Annotated in this window: 16 protein-coding genes; 8 read left to right on the forward strand and 8 right to left on the reverse strand. The window is 66.2% G+C overall.

Annotated features, from left to right (window positions below; genetic code table 11):
- Window positions 1-26: 26 nt before the first annotated feature.
- The 3 genes from ruvC to AC1VVK_RS08825 are packed head-to-tail and all read right to left on the reverse strand — an operon-like array spanning window position 27 to window position 1637.
- On the reverse strand, window positions 27-503 hold the full coding sequence (ruvC, locus tag AC1VVK_RS08815; RefSeq protein WP_132389875.1) for a crossover junction endodeoxyribonuclease RuvC: 477 nt from the start codon (window positions 501-503) through the stop codon (window positions 27-29).
- Window positions 504-507: 4 nt separating this feature from the next.
- The gene (locus tag AC1VVK_RS08820) at window positions 508-858 is read right to left on the reverse strand and encodes a DUF3147 family protein (protein ID WP_482902708.1); all 351 of its coding nucleotides are present in this window, start codon (window positions 856-858) and stop codon (window positions 508-510) included.
- A gap of 14 nt (window positions 859-872) precedes the next feature.
- On the reverse strand, window positions 873-1637 hold the full coding sequence (locus tag AC1VVK_RS08825) for a YebC/PmpR family DNA-binding transcriptional regulator (protein WP_132389871.1): 765 nt from the start codon (window positions 1635-1637) through the stop codon (window positions 873-875).
- A gap of 218 nt (window positions 1638-1855) precedes the next feature.
- On the opposite strand from AC1VVK_RS08825, the gene AC1VVK_RS08830 reads away from it, so the two are divergent.
- Window positions 1856-2578: a CPBP family glutamic-type intramembrane protease gene (locus AC1VVK_RS08830; RefSeq protein ID WP_482902709.1), complete on the forward strand. Its 723-nt coding sequence runs from the start codon at window positions 1856-1858 to the stop codon at window positions 2576-2578.
- A 112-nt stretch (window positions 2579-2690) separates the two neighbouring features.
- Here AC1VVK_RS08830 and AC1VVK_RS08835 read toward each other — a convergent pair whose 3' ends face one another.
- Window positions 2691-2927, reverse strand: a complete 237-nt coding sequence (locus tag AC1VVK_RS08835; protein ID WP_132389867.1) for a DUF2312 domain-containing protein — start codon at window positions 2925-2927, stop codon at window positions 2691-2693.
- A 328-nt stretch (window positions 2928-3255) separates the two neighbouring features.
- Here AC1VVK_RS08835 and sugE point away from each other — a divergent pair, with 328 nt between their 5' ends.
- Window positions 3256-3573, forward strand: a complete 318-nt coding sequence (gene sugE, locus AC1VVK_RS08840; RefSeq protein WP_132390554.1) for a quaternary ammonium compound efflux SMR transporter SugE — start codon at window positions 3256-3258, stop codon at window positions 3571-3573.
- A 43-nt stretch (window positions 3574-3616) separates the two neighbouring features.
- Here sugE and AC1VVK_RS08845 read toward each other — a convergent pair whose 3' ends face one another.
- On the reverse strand, window positions 3617-3928 hold the full coding sequence (locus tag AC1VVK_RS08845) for a DUF1244 domain-containing protein (protein WP_482902710.1): 312 nt from the start codon (window positions 3926-3928) through the stop codon (window positions 3617-3619).
- 77 nt (window positions 3929-4005) lie between these two features.
- Between AC1VVK_RS08845 and pyk the strand changes: the two genes are divergently transcribed.
- A complete protein-coding gene (pyk, locus tag AC1VVK_RS08850; RefSeq protein ID WP_132389863.1) occupies window positions 4006-5490 on the forward strand; it encodes a pyruvate kinase in 1485 nt (494 codons plus the stop codon).
- A gap of 9 nt (window positions 5491-5499) precedes the next feature.
- Window positions 5500-6129 (forward strand): LysE family translocator, encoded by a 630-nt coding sequence (locus AC1VVK_RS08855; RefSeq protein ID WP_482902711.1) that lies wholly within the window; start codon window positions 5500-5502, stop codon window positions 6127-6129.
- 153 nt (window positions 6130-6282) lie between these two features.
- On the opposite strand, the gene AC1VVK_RS08860 is transcribed toward AC1VVK_RS08855, so the two are convergent.
- The gene (locus tag AC1VVK_RS08860; RefSeq protein ID WP_482902712.1) at window positions 6283-6945 is read right to left on the reverse strand and encodes a YggS family pyridoxal phosphate-dependent enzyme; all 663 of its coding nucleotides are present in this window, start codon (window positions 6943-6945) and stop codon (window positions 6283-6285) included.
- Here AC1VVK_RS08860 and AC1VVK_RS08865 point away from each other — a divergent pair.
- Together AC1VVK_RS08865 and AC1VVK_RS08870 are read left to right on the forward strand one after the other, a co-directional pair.
- Window positions 6944-7516: a thiamine phosphate synthase gene (locus AC1VVK_RS08865; RefSeq protein WP_482902713.1), complete on the forward strand. Its 573-nt coding sequence runs from the start codon at window positions 6944-6946 to the stop codon at window positions 7514-7516. The genes AC1VVK_RS08860 and AC1VVK_RS08865 overlap by 2 nt on opposite strands.
- Before the next feature lie 121 nt (window positions 7517-7637).
- A complete protein-coding gene (locus AC1VVK_RS08870) occupies window positions 7638-10094 on the forward strand; it encodes a DNA translocase FtsK (protein ID WP_482902714.1) in 2457 nt (818 codons plus the stop codon).
- A 370-nt stretch (window positions 10095-10464) separates the two neighbouring features.
- Here AC1VVK_RS08870 and AC1VVK_RS08875 read toward each other — a convergent pair whose 3' ends face one another.
- Entirely contained in the window at window positions 10465-12087 is a 1623-nt protein-coding gene (locus AC1VVK_RS08875) for a M20/M25/M40 family metallo-hydrolase (protein ID WP_482902715.1), read from the reverse strand.
- A 243-nt stretch (window positions 12088-12330) separates the two neighbouring features.
- Here AC1VVK_RS08875 and AC1VVK_RS08880 point away from each other — a divergent pair, with 243 nt between their 5' ends.
- Window positions 12331-14085, forward strand: a complete 1755-nt coding sequence (locus tag AC1VVK_RS08880; RefSeq protein WP_482902716.1) for a cation:proton antiporter domain-containing protein — start codon at window positions 12331-12333, stop codon at window positions 14083-14085.
- 48 nt (window positions 14086-14133) lie between these two features.
- Here AC1VVK_RS08880 and AC1VVK_RS08885 read toward each other — a convergent pair whose 3' ends face one another.
- Window positions 14134-14589, reverse strand: coding sequence for an Lrp/AsnC family transcriptional regulator (locus AC1VVK_RS08885; RefSeq protein ID WP_482902717.1), 456 nt, complete (start codon window positions 14587-14589; stop codon window positions 14134-14136).
- A 135-nt stretch (window positions 14590-14724) separates the two neighbouring features.
- Here AC1VVK_RS08885 and ald point away from each other — a divergent pair, with 135 nt between their 5' ends.
- A complete protein-coding gene (gene ald, locus AC1VVK_RS08890; RefSeq protein ID WP_132389847.1) occupies window positions 14725-15840 on the forward strand; it encodes an alanine dehydrogenase in 1116 nt (371 codons plus the stop codon).
- Window positions 15841-15875: the final 35 nt, after the last annotated feature.

A 15875-nucleotide genomic window follows, 5' to 3' on the forward strand; every position in this document is an offset into this window, starting at 1 on the left:
AACGGCGCTGCCCGGAGCCGGTTCCGTTACCGGTGGCTGCCGAGCATGTTGGCGTGGGTGATGGCGACGGCCAGCGCGTCCGAGGCGTCCTCGCCCGCCAGCTTCACGCCGGGCAGCAGCACTTTGAGCATATGCTGGATCTGCTTCTTGTCGGCGCCGCCGGTGCCGACCAGCGCCTTCTTGATGACCTTGGTGGAATATTCCGCCACCGGCATCCCCGCCCGCGCGAGGCTGAGCATGGCAACGCCGCGCGCCTGCCCCAGCTTCAGCGTCGACTGCGGGTTCACGTTGACGAAGACTTCCTCCACCGCGCCCGAATCGGGGCGGTGATGGAGGATCACGTCGGTCAGCGCAGCGTCGAGTTCGACCAGCCGTTCGGCCATCGACAGCTTGGTGTCGGTACGGATCTGCCCATTGCCCACGTGGCTGAGGCGGCTGCCGCTCTTGGCCACAATGCCCCAGCCGGTGCAGGTGAGGCCCGGATCGAGGCCGATGATAATCATGATGTCAGACCTTGAGGCCGAGGCGCGGGCCGAAATGCACCATCAGCAGATAGAGCGCGACCGTCAGCGCGCAGCCGGCCAGCAGCGCCAGCCAGAACCCTACGCCATGCCGCAGAAGAGCCGGGATCAGCAGGAACATCGGCAGCGAGGGCAGAACGTACCAGAAGGTCGCCCCGGCATGGACCGCCATGTTCTCGGCATCGGGCCGGGCATGCCACAGCAGGATCATGCCCAGCACCGAAACCAGAGGAAGCGAGGCGACAAGCGCGCCCATCGCGGGCAAGCGCTTGCCGATCTCGGCGATCGCCACGATCATCGCGCCGGATATCAGCGCACGGGCGATCAGGGCCAGCACTTCAGGCCAGGCCCTTAGGCCAACTTGGCCATGACCTCGTCGGAGATCTCGTAGTTGCCCCAGACGGTCTGGACGTCGTCGTCGTCTTCCAGCGTATCGACCAGCTTCATCAGCGTGCCGGCCGAATCGGCATCGACATCGACGCTGAGGTTGGGCTTCCACGCCAGCTTCACGCCCTCGGCTTCGCCAAGGACCTTTTCCAGCTCGCGGGCAACTTCGTGCAGCGAATCGATCGAGACCCAGATCTGGTGGCTGCCCGGATTCTCGTCGCCATCGCCCATGTCGCTCTCGACATCGTCGGCGCCGGCTTCGATGGCGGCTTCGAGAACCTTGTCCTCGTCACCCACGCTGGCGGGGTACTCGATCAGGCCGAGACGCTCGAACCCGTGCGAAACCGCGCCCGAGGCGCCAAGGTTGCCGCCGTTCTTGGCAAACGCGGTGCGCACGTTGGTGGCGGTACGGTTGCGGTTGTCGGTCAGAGCCTCGACGATGATGGCGACGCCGCCGGGGCCGTAGCCCTCGTAGCGCACTTCCTCGTAGTTCTCGCTGTCACCCTTGCTCGCCTTGTCGATGGCGCGCTGGATGTTGTCCTTGGGCATCGACTGCGCCTTGGCCGCGTTGACGGCGGCGCGCAGGCGCGGGTTCATGTCCGGATCGGGCATGCCCATCTTCGCGGCGACAGTGATTTCGCGGCTGAGCTTGCTGAACTGCGCCGAGCGCTTCTTGTCCTGCGCACCCTTGCGATGCATGATGTTCTTGAATTTGGAATGGCCTGCCATGGGTCCGCTCTTGCTTCGCTCGTTTGCCTGCCCACGGATCGTTCCGCGAGGCCCGGTGAATGAGGTCCGGTGAATGATGTGTCGGGCGCCTTACAACAGCCCGGCACCCAAGGGCAACCGCCCGTTCCGGCAAGTCAGCCCGCACGGGAGCCTGCACGATAGGATGTGCGGCATCGCACAACGAATTGGCAAGGAAGCCCGGAGTAACAGTCCATCACATGGCCACCCGGATCGACATCCCCGCCCCGTCCCGCATGCCCGGCGTGCTGCGCGAACTTCCGACATTCCTGAAGCGACCGGCGCTGCTGACGCCGATCGGCCTGCGCTCTCGCGAGGGGTGGACGGCGCTCGGCACGATGGAGATTCTCCACATCGCCGGGCTCTTTCTGGTGGTGCTGCCGCTGTTGAGCCTGTGGCAGCAGGCGATGCACCTGCCCTCGCCCGATGCTTTCGACAAACTGCCTTCGGGCTGGCTGCTGCCCTTTGCCGTCGCCGTCGCGCCAATGGTGGAAGAATCAATCTTCCGGGGCTGGCAGACCGGACGGCCCCGCGCGCTGTGGCTGCTGGCCTGCGCGGTGCTCTTCGCGATTCTGGCGGTCTATGCGAAAGCCGTGGGCCCGGTGGCGCTGATAGCCCTGCTGCTGGTGCTGGCGGTGGCCGCGCTGGGAGGGTGGATTCGCCTGCGCAAGCGGCGCGAACCTCCGGCGGGCTATATTGCCGCCTATCCGGCGATATTCTGGATCGTGGCGCTGCTGTTCGCGGGCGTCCACCTGATGAACTACCCCAGCGTCTCTATGCTGTCGCTGCCGATGGTGCTGCCGCAACTCTGGGCGGCGCTGATGCTGGGCTTCACGCGCCAGCGTATCGGCCTGCCCGCCGCGATGCTCCAGCACGCCGGCGCCAATGCGGCGACCTTGGTGCTGGTGCATTTCGGTGTTTGATTTTGCGGCACCGGCCCTCTCCCCCTCCCGATCTCCCCTACCGGGGTAGAATTTTGGGAGGTCGGGTGGGGGAGAGGGCCGGTGCCGCTTCCGGGCCTAGGCCCGGACAAGATCAGTCGATGCCGAGAGCGGCCTTGTAGGTATCGAGGATCATGTCCATTTCACGGCGATCGTCGGGCTTCATCTTACGGATGCGGACGATCTGGCGCATGATCTTGACGTCATAGCCCACGGCCTTGGCTTCGTTGTAGACGTCGCGAATGTCGTCGCCGATGCCCTTCTTTTCTTCTTCGAGGCGCTCGATACGCTCGATGAGGAGGCGCAGGCGATCGTCGGTGGTTTCGGCCATCGGGTAAAACTCCGGAAAATATCGTGATGAATCTGGGTAGGCGGGCGCTGATAGCGGCTGCGTGAGATTTGGGCAAAGCGGGAGGCTGTGGAAATCCTGTGCGTAGTGCGGGATAAGTCCTCGGCCCATCTCCCGCCGCTCCTCGCCGTTGCCTTCCCGGCCCGGCTCGCCTATCTGGCCGGGACGGCGACCACGTTCCCGTTTCGCGCGTCCTTGCGGTTGCGCGAACTCTCAAGACCGGGACGGCCCGGCAACCTGTTCATTTGAATGGCCCTCCGTCCGGATGGCCGTCCGCTGGAATTGAAGGTTGCCCCGAATGCCCGGAACCCTGCCCTGGATCGTCCTCGTCATCGCCGGTCTGTTCGAAGTCGTCTGGGCTTCGGCGATGAAGCAGTCCGAGGGATTCAGCCGCCTCTGGCCCAGCGTGATCACGATCACCGCGATGTTCGCCAGCTTCGGCCTGCTGGCATGGGCAATGCGCACGCTGCCGCTCGGCACGGCCTACATGGTCTGGACCGGGATCGGCGCGCTGGGGGCCTTCGTGGTGGGAATCGCGGTGCTCGGAGAGGCGGCCAGCCCGCTGCGGCTTGCCGCCGCCGGGCTGATCCTGATCGGGCTGGTGCTGATGAAGCTCGCCAGTTCCTGACGCCGCCTGCTCCGATGTTGTCGGACTAGTCTCTACACCGATTTCAATGCGATCCGCCGTTCTTCTTCAGGCTCTCTTCCATCCGCGCGAGCTGCTCGGGCGTCGCTTCGGACTGATAGGCGGCTTTCCATTCGCCGAATGGCATGCCGTGGATCACTTCGCGCGCCTCCGCCTTGTCGCCCGGGAAGCCGGCGTCGCGGATCCAGTCGGCCAGGCAATTGCGGCAGAATCCAGCCAATCCCATCAGATCGATGTTCTCGGCATCGTGGCGCGTCTGCAAGTGCCTGACCAGGCGGCGGAAGGCCGCTGCCGCCACTGCGTCATCAAGATCGTCTATAGAGTTGTTTTCGTGCATGGCGCGTCGCTTGGTCCTTGGTTTGTCAGACAGGCTTTGCCATAGGTCGCACCAATACAGGAAGAGGCACACTGACCTTGGCAACCACTCCCCCGTTTCGCCGTTCGCCCCATCATCGCGGCATCAAGCGCCAGCGCAAGGTCAAGATCCTTGCCACGCTGGGCCCCGCCAGCCGCGACAAGGAGACCATCGCCAAGCTGCTCAAGGCCGGTGCCGACGCGTTCCGCGTCAACATGAGCCATGGCGACCATGACACCCACCGCGAGACGATCGCCAATATCCGCTGGGTCGAGAAGGACCTGATGCGGCCGGTGGCGATCCTGTGCGACCTGCAAGGCCCCAAGCTGCGCGTCGGCACGTTCGCGGAAGGCAAAGTGTTCCTGCGCCACGGCGCGCACTTCACGCTGGACCGCGATCCCACGCCGGGTGACGAAAACCGCGTCTGCCTGCCGCATCCCGAACTCTTCGGCATTCTCGAAAAGGGCCAGCGCCTGCTGATCGACGATGGCAAGCTGCGCCTTGTCGTCATCAAGCCCGAAGCCGATTCGATCCTCTGCACCGCCGAAGTCGGCGGCATGATTTCGGACCGCAAGGGCGTGAACGTGCCCGATACCATCGTGCCGGTGCCCGCGCTGACCGACAAGGATCGCCGCGACCTTTCCTTCGCGGTGGAACAGGGCGCCGACTGGATCGGCCTCTCCTTCGTCCAGCGTCCCGAGGACGTGGCCGAAGCGCGCCGCCTGATCGGCGGCCACTGCGCGCTGATGTCGAAGATCGAAAAGCCCGCCGCGGTCCAGTCCATCGACGGCATCATCGAACTGTCGGACGGCATCATGGTCGCCCGCGGCGATCTCGGCGTGGAACTGCTGCCTGAGGAAGTGCCGCCGATCCAGAAGCACATCATCGCCAAGACCCGCGCGGTCGGCAAGCCGGTGGTGGTGGCCACGCAGATGCTGGAATCGATGATTACCAGCCCCTCGCCCACGCGCGCCGAAGTGTCCGACGTGGCCAATGCGGTCTACGACGGCGCCGATACGGTCATGCTCTCTGCCGAAACGGCAGCGGGCCAGTGGCCGGTCGAGGCCGTGACGATCATGGACCGCATCGCGGTGACCGTGGAAGCCGATTCCACCTATCGCGAACGCATCCACCTCGCCCAGACTCCGCCCGACGCGACCACGGCGGACGCGCTTTCGGCCTCCTGCGCAACGATTGCCGATACCCTGCCGATCGAGGGCATCATCGTCTTCACCGGTTCGGGCGGTTCCGCCCGCCGCGTGGCGCGCGAGCGTCCGGCCGCGCCGATGCTGGTGCTGACGCCTTCGCCGAAGACCGCGCGCCGGCTTGCCCTGCTGTGGGGCGCGCATGCCGTCACCACCAAGGACATCGGCAGCTTCGAGGAGATGATCGCCAAGGGCAAGCGCATGGCGCTGCGCCACGGCTTCGGCGCCGCCGGCACCCGCCTTGTCGCGCTGGCCGGCGTGCCGTTTGGCGTGCCCGGCTCCACCAACCTGCTCCATGTCGTCACCCTGACCGGCAACGAGCTGGACACGCCCAACTAAGGAACCCCGATGGCGCTTCACACCCTCTGGATCTACGCGGTCGCGGTCTTCCTGCTGAGCGCGACGCCGGGCCCGAACATGCTCCACGTGCTTTCGCGCAGCGTGGAACTGGGCGTGAAGCGCACCATCGCAACAATGGCGGGCTGCCTGCTGGGTCTCGTTACCCTGCTGACAGCCTCCGCCGTCGGCCTTGGCGCGCTGCTTCATGCGCTGCCGGGGACATTCACGGCTTTGCGCCTTGTCGGCGCTGGTTATCTGCTGTTCCTTGCCGTCAAGGCATGGCGCGCGCCGGTTTCCGAGGATGACGGTGTTGCCCAGACCGTCCGGCCGGAGGTTTCATGGCTGGCTCTGCTGCGGGGTGGCTATGCGATCTCGATCAGCAATCCCAAGGCGATCGTCTTCGCGGCGGCCTTCCTGCCGCAGTTCATCGACCCGGCCCGCCCGCAGGCGCCGCAGTTCGCCATTCTGGTGGCCGTCTTCGCGGTGATCGAGGCGTTCTGGTACTCTGTTTACGCGTTCAGCGGCCGTGCGCTGTCCCACCACCTCGGCCGCGCTGGCGTGAAGCGTGCTTTCAACCGGCTGACCGGAGGCCTGTTCGCAGGCTTCGGGCTGTCGCTGCTGGCGTTTCGAATGGCTTGATTGGCCCACAGTCCTCCCCTGCAAGGGGAGGGGGACCGCCCGAAGGGTGGTGGAGGGGGGTCAACCTCTCGGTCGAGCATAACCTAACCGGCTACACCCCTCCGTCAGCACTTCGTGCTGCCACCTCCCCTTGCAGGGGAGGATAGTAGAAGTTCAGCCCCGCGCCCCAAACAGCGCACTGCCCACACGCACATGCGTCGCGCCGAGCATGATCGCGGTCTCGAAGTCCTCGCTCATCCCCATCGACAGGCCGGAAACACCATTATCCCGACCGATCTTGGCGAGCAGCGCGAAGAACGGCGCCGCCTCGATCCCGGCCGGCGGCACGCACATCAGACCGGCAAGCGGGATCTGCGCCTCGCGCGCCAAAGCCAACAGGGCAGGCACTTCGGCAATCGGGCAGCCGCCCTTCTGCTCTTCCGCGCCGATATTCACCTGCACGAAGCAGGGAACCTGCCGCTCGGCCTTGTCCATCGCCTTGCCCAGCGCCGAGACCAGCGAAGGCCGGTCGAGCGAGTGAATGCAATCGAACAGCGCCACCGCGTCATCCGCCTTGTTCGACTGAAGCTGGCCGACAAGGTGAAGCGCAATATCGGGATGCGCCGCGCGCAGTTCCGGCCACTTGGCCTCGGCTTCCTGCACGCGGTTCTCGCCGAACACACGCTGGCCCTCGGCGATGAGCGGCAGAATGGCTTCGGCCGGATGGGTCTTGGAAATGGCGACGAGTTCGATGGCCTCAGGCTTGCGGCCGGCGATGCCGGCGGCATGAGCGATCTGGGCGCGAACGGCCTGAAGAGGAGAAGCTGGCTGATCCATGGCGCGCTGCTATAGCGTCCCCGTGCCGAACCGCCAGCCACCACATCCAGACTTTTGGCCCGACATCTGGCTCATCAGCGACGTACGGAACGACGCGGCGCTGGAAAAAGCGCTCGCGCGGCTGCCGCGCGGATCGGGGCTGGTGTTCCGGCACTATCACCTGCCGCCCGCCGAACGCCGCGCCCGGTTTGAGGCGCTCCGGCGCGCGGCGCGCCGCTTCGGCCATTGGATCGTGCTGTCAGGCACGCCCCGCGAGGCCCAGCGGTGGGGCGCGGACGGCGCTTACGGCGCCCCGGAGCGGCTGGCGAGCGGCCCCGCGACGCTGCGGCTCGTCACCGTCCATTCGCTGCACGAACTCGCCAAAGCCCACCGTGCGCGGGCAGACATCGTGCTGATTTCGCCGGTTTTCGCCACCCGTTCGCACCCCGGCGCGGCGACCCTCGGGCCCACGCGGTTCCACTTGCTCGCCGCCCATGCGCGGGTACCGGTCGTCGCGCTTGGCGGCATGACGTCACGCCGTGCCCGCACCCTGCCCAGCCGCAAGTGGGCCGCCATCGCCGCGTTCGGCTAAGCGCCGTCACACCCCGCCCGGGCGCGCAAAAGCAAACACCCACAGGCTTGTTCACGGTCCATTCTTGACGGCGAGTCCCCCGCCGACGCAATATTGCGGGCCGAAATCAAGGGAAATTCCAATGGCGACACGGCCCATCGCACCCGGACGGCGAATCGCCAAACCGGACTGGCGCGCAGTGCTCAAGCGGTCTCTGCGCCGTGCGACCGAACTGGGCGGCGCACTGCTGCTCTTCGCGGCGATGGTGTTCCTTGCCGTGGCGCTGCTGAGCTACCACCAGACCGACCCCTCCGCCTCCACCGCCGCCGGCGGCCCGGCGGAGAACTGGGCGGGCCCGGCGGGCGCCTGGGTGGCGGAACGCGTGCTGCTGCTGTTCGGCCCGGTTTCGGCGCTGTTCGTGCCGCTGCTCTACGTCTTCGCGCGCAAGCTCTGGCTGCTGGTGGAAGAGGAAGACAGCGAGGTCGAGCATTCGAATCAGCGCTGGTGGCGCCCGGTCTTCGTGCTGGCGCTGGCCATGATGCTGATCGCCACGGTGCTGAGCCTTGCCTTCCCGCAAGCCGGGGCGACCTCTTCGGTGCTGGGCCTGACCTTCGTCCAGCCGGGCGGCACCCTGCCCGCCTCGATGGGCGGGATTTCCGGCCTGCTCGGGGCCTGGGCGATCACCTCGCTCGCCGCGCTGCTGCCGGGCATGTTCGCCGGTTGGCTGACTTTCGCGATCGCCGTGGTCTGCCTTGGCGCGGGGCTGATGCTGGCAGGCAGTGTCTTCGCATGGGACTGGGGCCGCCTGCTCACCCTGCCCGGCCGCATCGGCCGCCTGCCCGCGCGGGACGAGGCATCGCCGCGCACGGCCGAGACCGAAAAGGTCCGCGAGAAGTCGCGCGAAAAGGCCCCGAAAGCCCAGTCCGCCCCGTTCATGGACGATGATTTCGACGATGAGCCGGCCGCGGCAGGCGCCCGCGAACCGGCCGCCAAGCCGCGCAAGGCGCCCGAGATCAGCGATCCCAAGGCCCCCGCCTCGCCCGCGCAGCTCAATATCGGCAATCGCCAGAAGGACATGTTCGACAAGTTCGCGCTGCCCGGCCTTGAACTGCTCAACGATCCACTGCCGAACTCGCAGCCCAAGATCGACAAGCTCAGCCTCGAACGCAACGCGCGCCTGCTGGAAACCGTGCTCGACGACTTCAATGTGAAGGGCGAGATTACGGCGGTGCGCACCGGCCCGGTCGTCACCATGTACGAACTGGAACCCGCGCCCGGCATCAAGGCCAGCCGCGTGATCGGCCTGGCCGACGATATCGCCCGCAACATGTCCGCGATCTCGGCCCGCGTCTCCTCGATCCCCGGCCGCACGGTCATGGGCATCGAATTGCCGAACGCGGACCGCCAGATGGTCTCGTTCAAGGAAATGGTCGCCTCCGAGGCCTTCGCCAACCACAAGGGCATGCTGCCGATCATCCTCGGCAAGGACATCGCCGGCGAGCCGGTGGTGGCGGACCTTGCGACGATGCCGCACTTGCTGGTCGCCGGTACCACCGGCTCCGGTAAGTCGGTCGGCCTCAACACCATCCTGCTCTCGCTGCTCTACCGCCTGACGCCGGCGCAGTGCCGCCTGATTCTGGTCGATCCCAAGGTGCTGGAACTCAAGAGCTACGACGATATTCCGCACTTGCTCTCGCCAGTGGTGACCGAGCCGCCCAAGGCCGTGCGCGCGCTCAAGTGGGCGGTGGAGGAAATGGAGCGCCGCTATCGCCAGATGAGCGAGATCAGCGTCCGCAACCTCGCCAGCTTCAACGAGAAGGTCCGCGCCGCCGCCGCCAAGGGCAAGCCGCTCGGACGCCGCATCCAGATCGGTTTCGACCCCGAAACGGGCGAGGAACTCTACGAGGATCGCCAGCTCGATTACGAGACGCTGCCGCAGATCGTCCTCATCGTCGACGAATTGGCCGACCTTATGGTCACCGTCGGCAAGGAAATCGAAGTGCTGATCCAGCGCCTCTCGCAAAAGAGCCGCGCGGCGGGCATCCACCTGATCATGGCGACGCAGCGCCCCTCGGTCGACGTCATCACCGGCGTCATCAAGGCTAACCTGCCGACGCGCGTGTCCTTCGCCGTCACCAGCCGCATCGACAGCCGCACCATCCTGGGCGAACAGGGCGCCGAGCAGCTGCTGGGCAAGGGCGACATGCTCTACAAGCCCAGCTCCGACCCGGTGAAGCGCGTCCACGGCCCGTTCGTGTCGGACGAGGAAGTCGAACACGTCGCCGATCACTGGCGTGCGCAGGGCAAGCCCGACTACGTCGATGCCGTCACCAACGAGCCGGAGGAAGGCTCGTTCGGCTTCGATGACCTCGACGCCACTGCCTCCGACGCGCCGGAAGAGCGCAAGTACCGTCAGGTGTGCCAATTGGTGTTCGAGAACCAGAAAGTCTCAGTCTCGTGGCTCCAGCGCCAAATGGGCGTGGGCTACAACACCGCCGCCAAGTGGGTGGAGCGCATGGAGCAGGACGGCTACGTCGGCCCGGCGAACCATGTCGGGCGGCGCGATATCTATCGGGATGAGAACGGCAGCCCGCTTTAACGCAGGCGGTGGCGGGAGCGTTCAGGCGTTCACGCGCTCGGGCTTTCGGCCCTGCATCGCCGCTTCCACCAAAGCACCCCGTCGCCCCCGCGAAGGCGGGGGCCCCGCTTCTTCTTTTTTTCAGCACGCGGAGGCGCAGAGGGAACGGCGGATCACCGCACGGTCTCTCTGCGCCTCCGCGTCTCTGCGTGAACTCAAGAAAGCGGGGGCCCCGCCTTCGCGGGGGCGACGGGATTCTTAATCCGTTGGGAGTGCCCGTCGGACCGAAGTTTGAATGGGCGACGAAGGAGTATCCACGCTAGCCGGGACACCCCTCCGTCAGTCCTGCGGACTGCCACCTCCCCTTGCAGGAGAGGAAGCCCCAGCCCCCTTACTGCGCGTTGGGATCCTTCACTACGAACGGATCGGCCTTGCTGGGCTTCGTCGGCAGCGGCGGACGGGGCAGTTCGGTGTCCGAATTCGCCGCCTGCCAGAGCATGCCCGCCATGATCGTCGCCGCCTGACGGATATCGTCCGCCTTCATATGGTCGACCGTGTCGATGCTCGAATGGTGGACGCGGCTGCCGTAGTCGAGCGGATCCTGAAGGAACTGGTACGCGGGCAGCCCGATCGCCTGCATGTACTGGTGATCGGTGCCCCCGGTCCGCCCGGCGACGACGCTGTCTGCGCCCATCGAGGCGAAGGGCTTCAGCCACTTCTGGAGCGTCGGGATCGCGGCGATATTGCCCTCGCCATAGATGCCGCGGATCTTGCCCGAGCCGTTGTCGAGGTTGAAATAGGCCTTCATTTCCGAATAACCGGGCTTGGTCGCGATCGGCCAGGCGGTGGTCCAGCGCTGCATGCGCTCCAGACCCAAGAGGTTGGGATCGAGCCCGCGCGTCGCCATGTGCTGTTCGATATAGGCGATCGAGCCGAGCAGGCCCTGCTCCTCGCCCGTCCACAGCGCGAAGCGGATCGTGCGGCGGGGCTTGGGCATCTTGGCGAGAATGCGCGCCGCCTCCATCACCACGACAGTACCCGCGCCGTTGTCGCTGGCGCCGTCGCCGGCGATCCAGCTATCGAAGTGGCCGCCCGCCATGACGTAGCCCGCCTTGGGATCGCGGCCGGGAATGTCGGCGATCACGTTGGCATCGTCGAGGTTGCTGCGGTCGAACCGCGCGGCGATCGCCATTTCCATCGTGGGTGCCTTGCCAGTGACTTCGAGTCGGGCAAGACGGCGGTAATCCTCGGCAGCAAGCTCCATGAAGGGCAGCGCCAGCCCGTGATCGGGCGCGAGGTTATAGCCTTCGCCGTGGACCAGCCCGCCGTCGCGCACGCTCATGCGCACCATGCCCACCGCGCCTTCGGACTTGAGGAACTCGGACAGTTCGCCCGCGAACATCACCCGCTTGATGAAGCGAGCGTCATCCTCGTCCTCGCCCGTCGGCAGGTCGAAGTGGTCGTTCTTGGCGATATCGCCGGCCTCAAGGCGGCGGAACGCGGGCTTGTCGGGCTCGCTGCCGGTTCCGGGCAGGCTGACCATGACGATCTTGCCCGCCAGCTTGCCGCGCCATGCGTCGAAGTTCTCCTTGCGCGTCATCGGCGCAAGGATCACCGGCGCGCGCAGCGTGCCCGTGGTCGCGGGAGACCACGCCACGGGGATCGCGCGCATCACCAGAGGACGCGGCGAAACCATCGCTGCCGACCACGAATCGAGGTTCCAGCCCATGCCGAAGCGGTAAGGCTCCTTGTGGACGTTGGAGAGGCCATAGGCGGCGAACTTGGCCACGGCCCAGTCCCGCGCGCGCTCGATGTTCTCCGAATGGGTGAGGCGCGGGCCGATGCCGTCCATCAGTTCGGAGGCACTCGCGATCGCCTGACTGTGGCTCAGCCCCTCGTCGATGACCTTGTCGATCTGTGCCGAGGCCTGAGCCTCGCCGGACTGCGCGTCCGCCATGGACAGCGGTGCCGTCACCAGAGCCATGGCGGCCCCGGCCAGTAGAAGTGCTCGCATCGGATATGCCCCTTTGAATGCGCCCGACCGCTCGATGGCCCTTCGTTCGGCCCGGCAGTCTTGATTCCCGACGAAAAGCGGGATTGCCGCGCAAGGTCAAGCAAGGACATACGAGCGGCGACGGCCGCGAAGCCAGCCTTGGTATTTGCGGCGGAAACCCCTAACCTGCGGCGGGGCCGGATCACGCCGTGCCCCCCATTGCCGATATTGCCGATAGAGCGTGCCTGCCCCCGAAAGGACCCGATGCAAGATCATTCCCAGGCATTCCTGCTGCGCGACGGCTTTCTGCTGCTCGGCACTGCGCTTGCCTTCGTCCTGCTGTTCCGCCGCCTCGGCCTGGGTGCCACGCTGGGTTACCTGCTGGCGGGCGCTGTCCTTGGGCCTTTCATCCTCAATCTGGTCGGCGATCCCGAGAACAAGCTGGGCATCGCCGAACTGGGCATCACGTTCCTGCTGTTCATCGTCGGCCTCGAACTCGCGCCCCGGCGGCTCTGGCGGCTGCGGAACGAGATCTTCGGGCTCGGCCTGCTGCAAGTGGCGCTCTGCGGGCTGGCGATCTCGGCGGTGATCTATTTCTCCACCGGCTTCAGTGTCGCGGCCTCGCTGGCGCTGGGCCTGCCGCTGGGTCTGTCCTCCACCGCGCAGGTGCTGCCGCTGCTGCAAAGCCAGGGCCGCCTGCATACGCCCTTCGGTGAGCGGTCCTTCGCGATCCTGCTGTTCCAGGACCTCTCGATCATCCCGCTGATCACGATCACGGCGGCCATGAACCGCAACCCGAACCTGCCCGCGGGCACGCCGGGCTGGGAACTGGCACTCATCACGCTGGCGGCCATCGCCGGACTGATCGCCGCCGGACGCTTCGTGATCCGCCCGCTGTTCCGCCTGATCGGCAATCTGGGCGAGCGCGAGATGTTCGTCTTCGCGGCGCTGTTCACGGTTATCGCCTCGGCCGCGCTGATGCAGGCGCTGGGCCTCTCGACCGCGCTGGGCGCCTTCGTTGCCGGCGTCATGCTGGCCGATACGCCCTACCGCCACGAGCTAGAGGCCGATGTCGAGCCGTTCCGCACGCTGCTGCTCGGCCTGTTCTTCATGTCCGTGGGCATGATGCTGGACCTTTCCGCGATTGCCGAAAGGCCGCTGTTCGTCGCCACCATGGCCTTGGCGCTGATCGCGGTGAAGAGCGGGGTGATCTTCCTGATCGCTCTGGCCTTCCGGATGAACTGGCGCAGCGCGCTGGCACTCGGCCTCCTGCTCAGCCAGGGCGGCGAATTCGGCTTCGTGCTTTTCGCGCAGGCCAAGGATGCGTGGCTGATCGACCCCAGCGCCGCCAGCCTGTTCAGCGCGATCATCACGCTTTCGATGGTCACCACCCCGTTCCTGATGATGGCCACGGCGCGCATCCGCGAAATGCCCACCAGCAAGGAAACCCGCGAAGGCCCGCGCCTGGACGGCGCCAGCGCGCTCGTCGTCGGCTATGGCCGGTTCGGGCAGACCGTGGCGCAAGTGCTGATCGCCGCCGAGATCGCCGTCACTCTGATCGATACCGATATCGAGATGATCGACGTGGCCAGCGGCTTCGGTGCCAAAGTCTGGTTCGGTGACGGCACGCGTATCGACCTGCTGCGGCAGGCGGGCGCGGGCGAGGCGCAGATGCTGGTGTTCTGCATCGATGGCGACCAGCTTTCCGAAAGCTTCCTGCTGGGCGTGCACGAGGCCTTCCCCAATGCCCGCATCATGGCCCGCGTCTTCGACCGGCGCACGATGATCCGGCTGATGGATGCCCCGGTCACCTTCATGGTGCGCGAAGTGATGGAATCGGCCGTCTTGATGGCGCGCGAGGCTCTGGAAGACCTCGGCCTGTCGGGCGAGCAGATCGACAATGCGGAAAGCATGTACCGCGCCAGCGACAAGGAACGGCTGTCGATCCAGTACGAAACGGGCGATATCCGCGCGGCACGGGATCGGATCATCACGCAGGATCTGCGGGATGCGCATTGAGGCGATGCGCTAGGCAATTCCTCCCCTGCGTAAGGGGAGGAACCAGCCTCAAGGCACTGCATAGCCCTCAAACCGCTTGATCCGCCGCAGCGAAAAGCTCGTCCGCATCGACGAAACCCCCGGCAACCGCGCCAGACAATCGCGGTGGATCCGGTCGTAATGATCGAGATCCACCGCCGCCACGCGTAGTTGGTAATCCGCCGCGCCCGACATCAGGTGGCATTCGAGGATGTCGTCGAAATCGCCCACCGCGCGTTCGAAGCGTTCCATGGCTTCCCGGCTCTGGCTGGTCAGCGTGATCTCCACGAAGACTTCCACCGAGAGCCCCAGCCGCCGGGCATCGACCCGTGCCGCATAGCCAAGGATCATCCCCTGCTCCTCCAGCACCCGGATCCGGCGGTGGCAGGCGGAGGACGAGAGATTCACCAGCACGGCCAGATCCGCGATCGAGCGGGAGGAGTCCGCCTGTAACGCTTCAAGGAGTGCGCGGTCTGCCCGGTCCATGGGAAAATCTCTTATCGTTTGTTTCAAGAGAGGGAAATATTCCTGTTCTCGCTTGAAGCAAAGCCCAATTCGGTGAAACTTTGCGCGGAGGCGGGTGTATTTCGGTCGGCAGGAAAGTTTTGCGGAGTCGAAATCATGCGTGTCGGTACCGTCCGGGAAATCAAGAATCACGAATATCGCGTCGGCCTCACGCCGGAGAGCGTGTGCGAACTGGTCGCCCATGGCCACGAGGTCTGGGTCGAACAGGGCGCCGGCCTCGGCATCGGCGCCAGCGACGAGGCCTATGCCCGTCAGGGCGCGAAGCTCGTGGCCACGGCCCGCGAAGTCTTCGAGGGCTGCGAGATGATCGTAAAGGTCAAGGAGCCGCAGGCGGCCGAGCGCGCCATGCTGCGCGAAGGCCAGATCCTCTACACGTACCTGCACCTCGCGCCCGATCCGGAGCAGACGGCGGACCTCGTGAAGTCCGGCGTCACCGCCATTGCCTATGAGACCGTGACCGGCCCCGGCGGCCAGTTGCCGCTGCTCAAGCCGATGAGCCAGGTGGCGGGCCGCATGTCGATCCAGGCGGGTGCGACCGCGCTGGAGAAGGCCCACGGCGGGCGCGGCGTGCTGCTGGGCGGCGTGCCGGGCGTGATGCCGGGCAAAGTCGCGGTGATCGGCGGCGGCGTGGTCGGCTTCAATGCCGCGCAGATGGCGGTCGGCCTCGGCGCCGACGTGACCATTCTGGACCGCAGCCCCGACGTGCTCGAACGTCTGGGCATCTACTTCGAGGCGCGCGCCAAGACCCGCTTCTCCAGCACCGCCAACTTGGCCGAGAGCGTGGCCGATGCGGATCTGGTGATCGGCGCGGTGCTGATCCCGGGCGCCGCCGCGCCCAAGCTGGTGTCGCGCGCGATGCTCTCCACCATGAAGCCCGGCGCGGTGCTGGTGGACGTGGCCATCGACCAGGGCGGCTGCTTCGAGACCAGCCACCCCACCACCCATGCCGAGCCTACGTTCGTGGTGGACGGGATCGTTCACTACTGCGTCGCCAACATGCCCGGCGCGGTGGCCCGCACCAGCACTTACGCGCTGAACAACGTGACGCTGCCGCATGCGCTGGCGATCGCCAACCTTGGCTGGAAGGCCGCACTCAAGGCCGATCCGCACCTTGCCGAGGGCCTGAACGTCCATGCGGGCAAAGTCACCTTCGAAGCCGTGGCCAGCGAACTCGGCTACGAATATGTGCCCACTGCAAGTCTGCTCGGGTAATTTTTGCCTACCTGTTAACCACATTTTGAGCGCCG

This window comes from Novosphingobium sp. BL-S-32 (assembly GCF_056857055.1).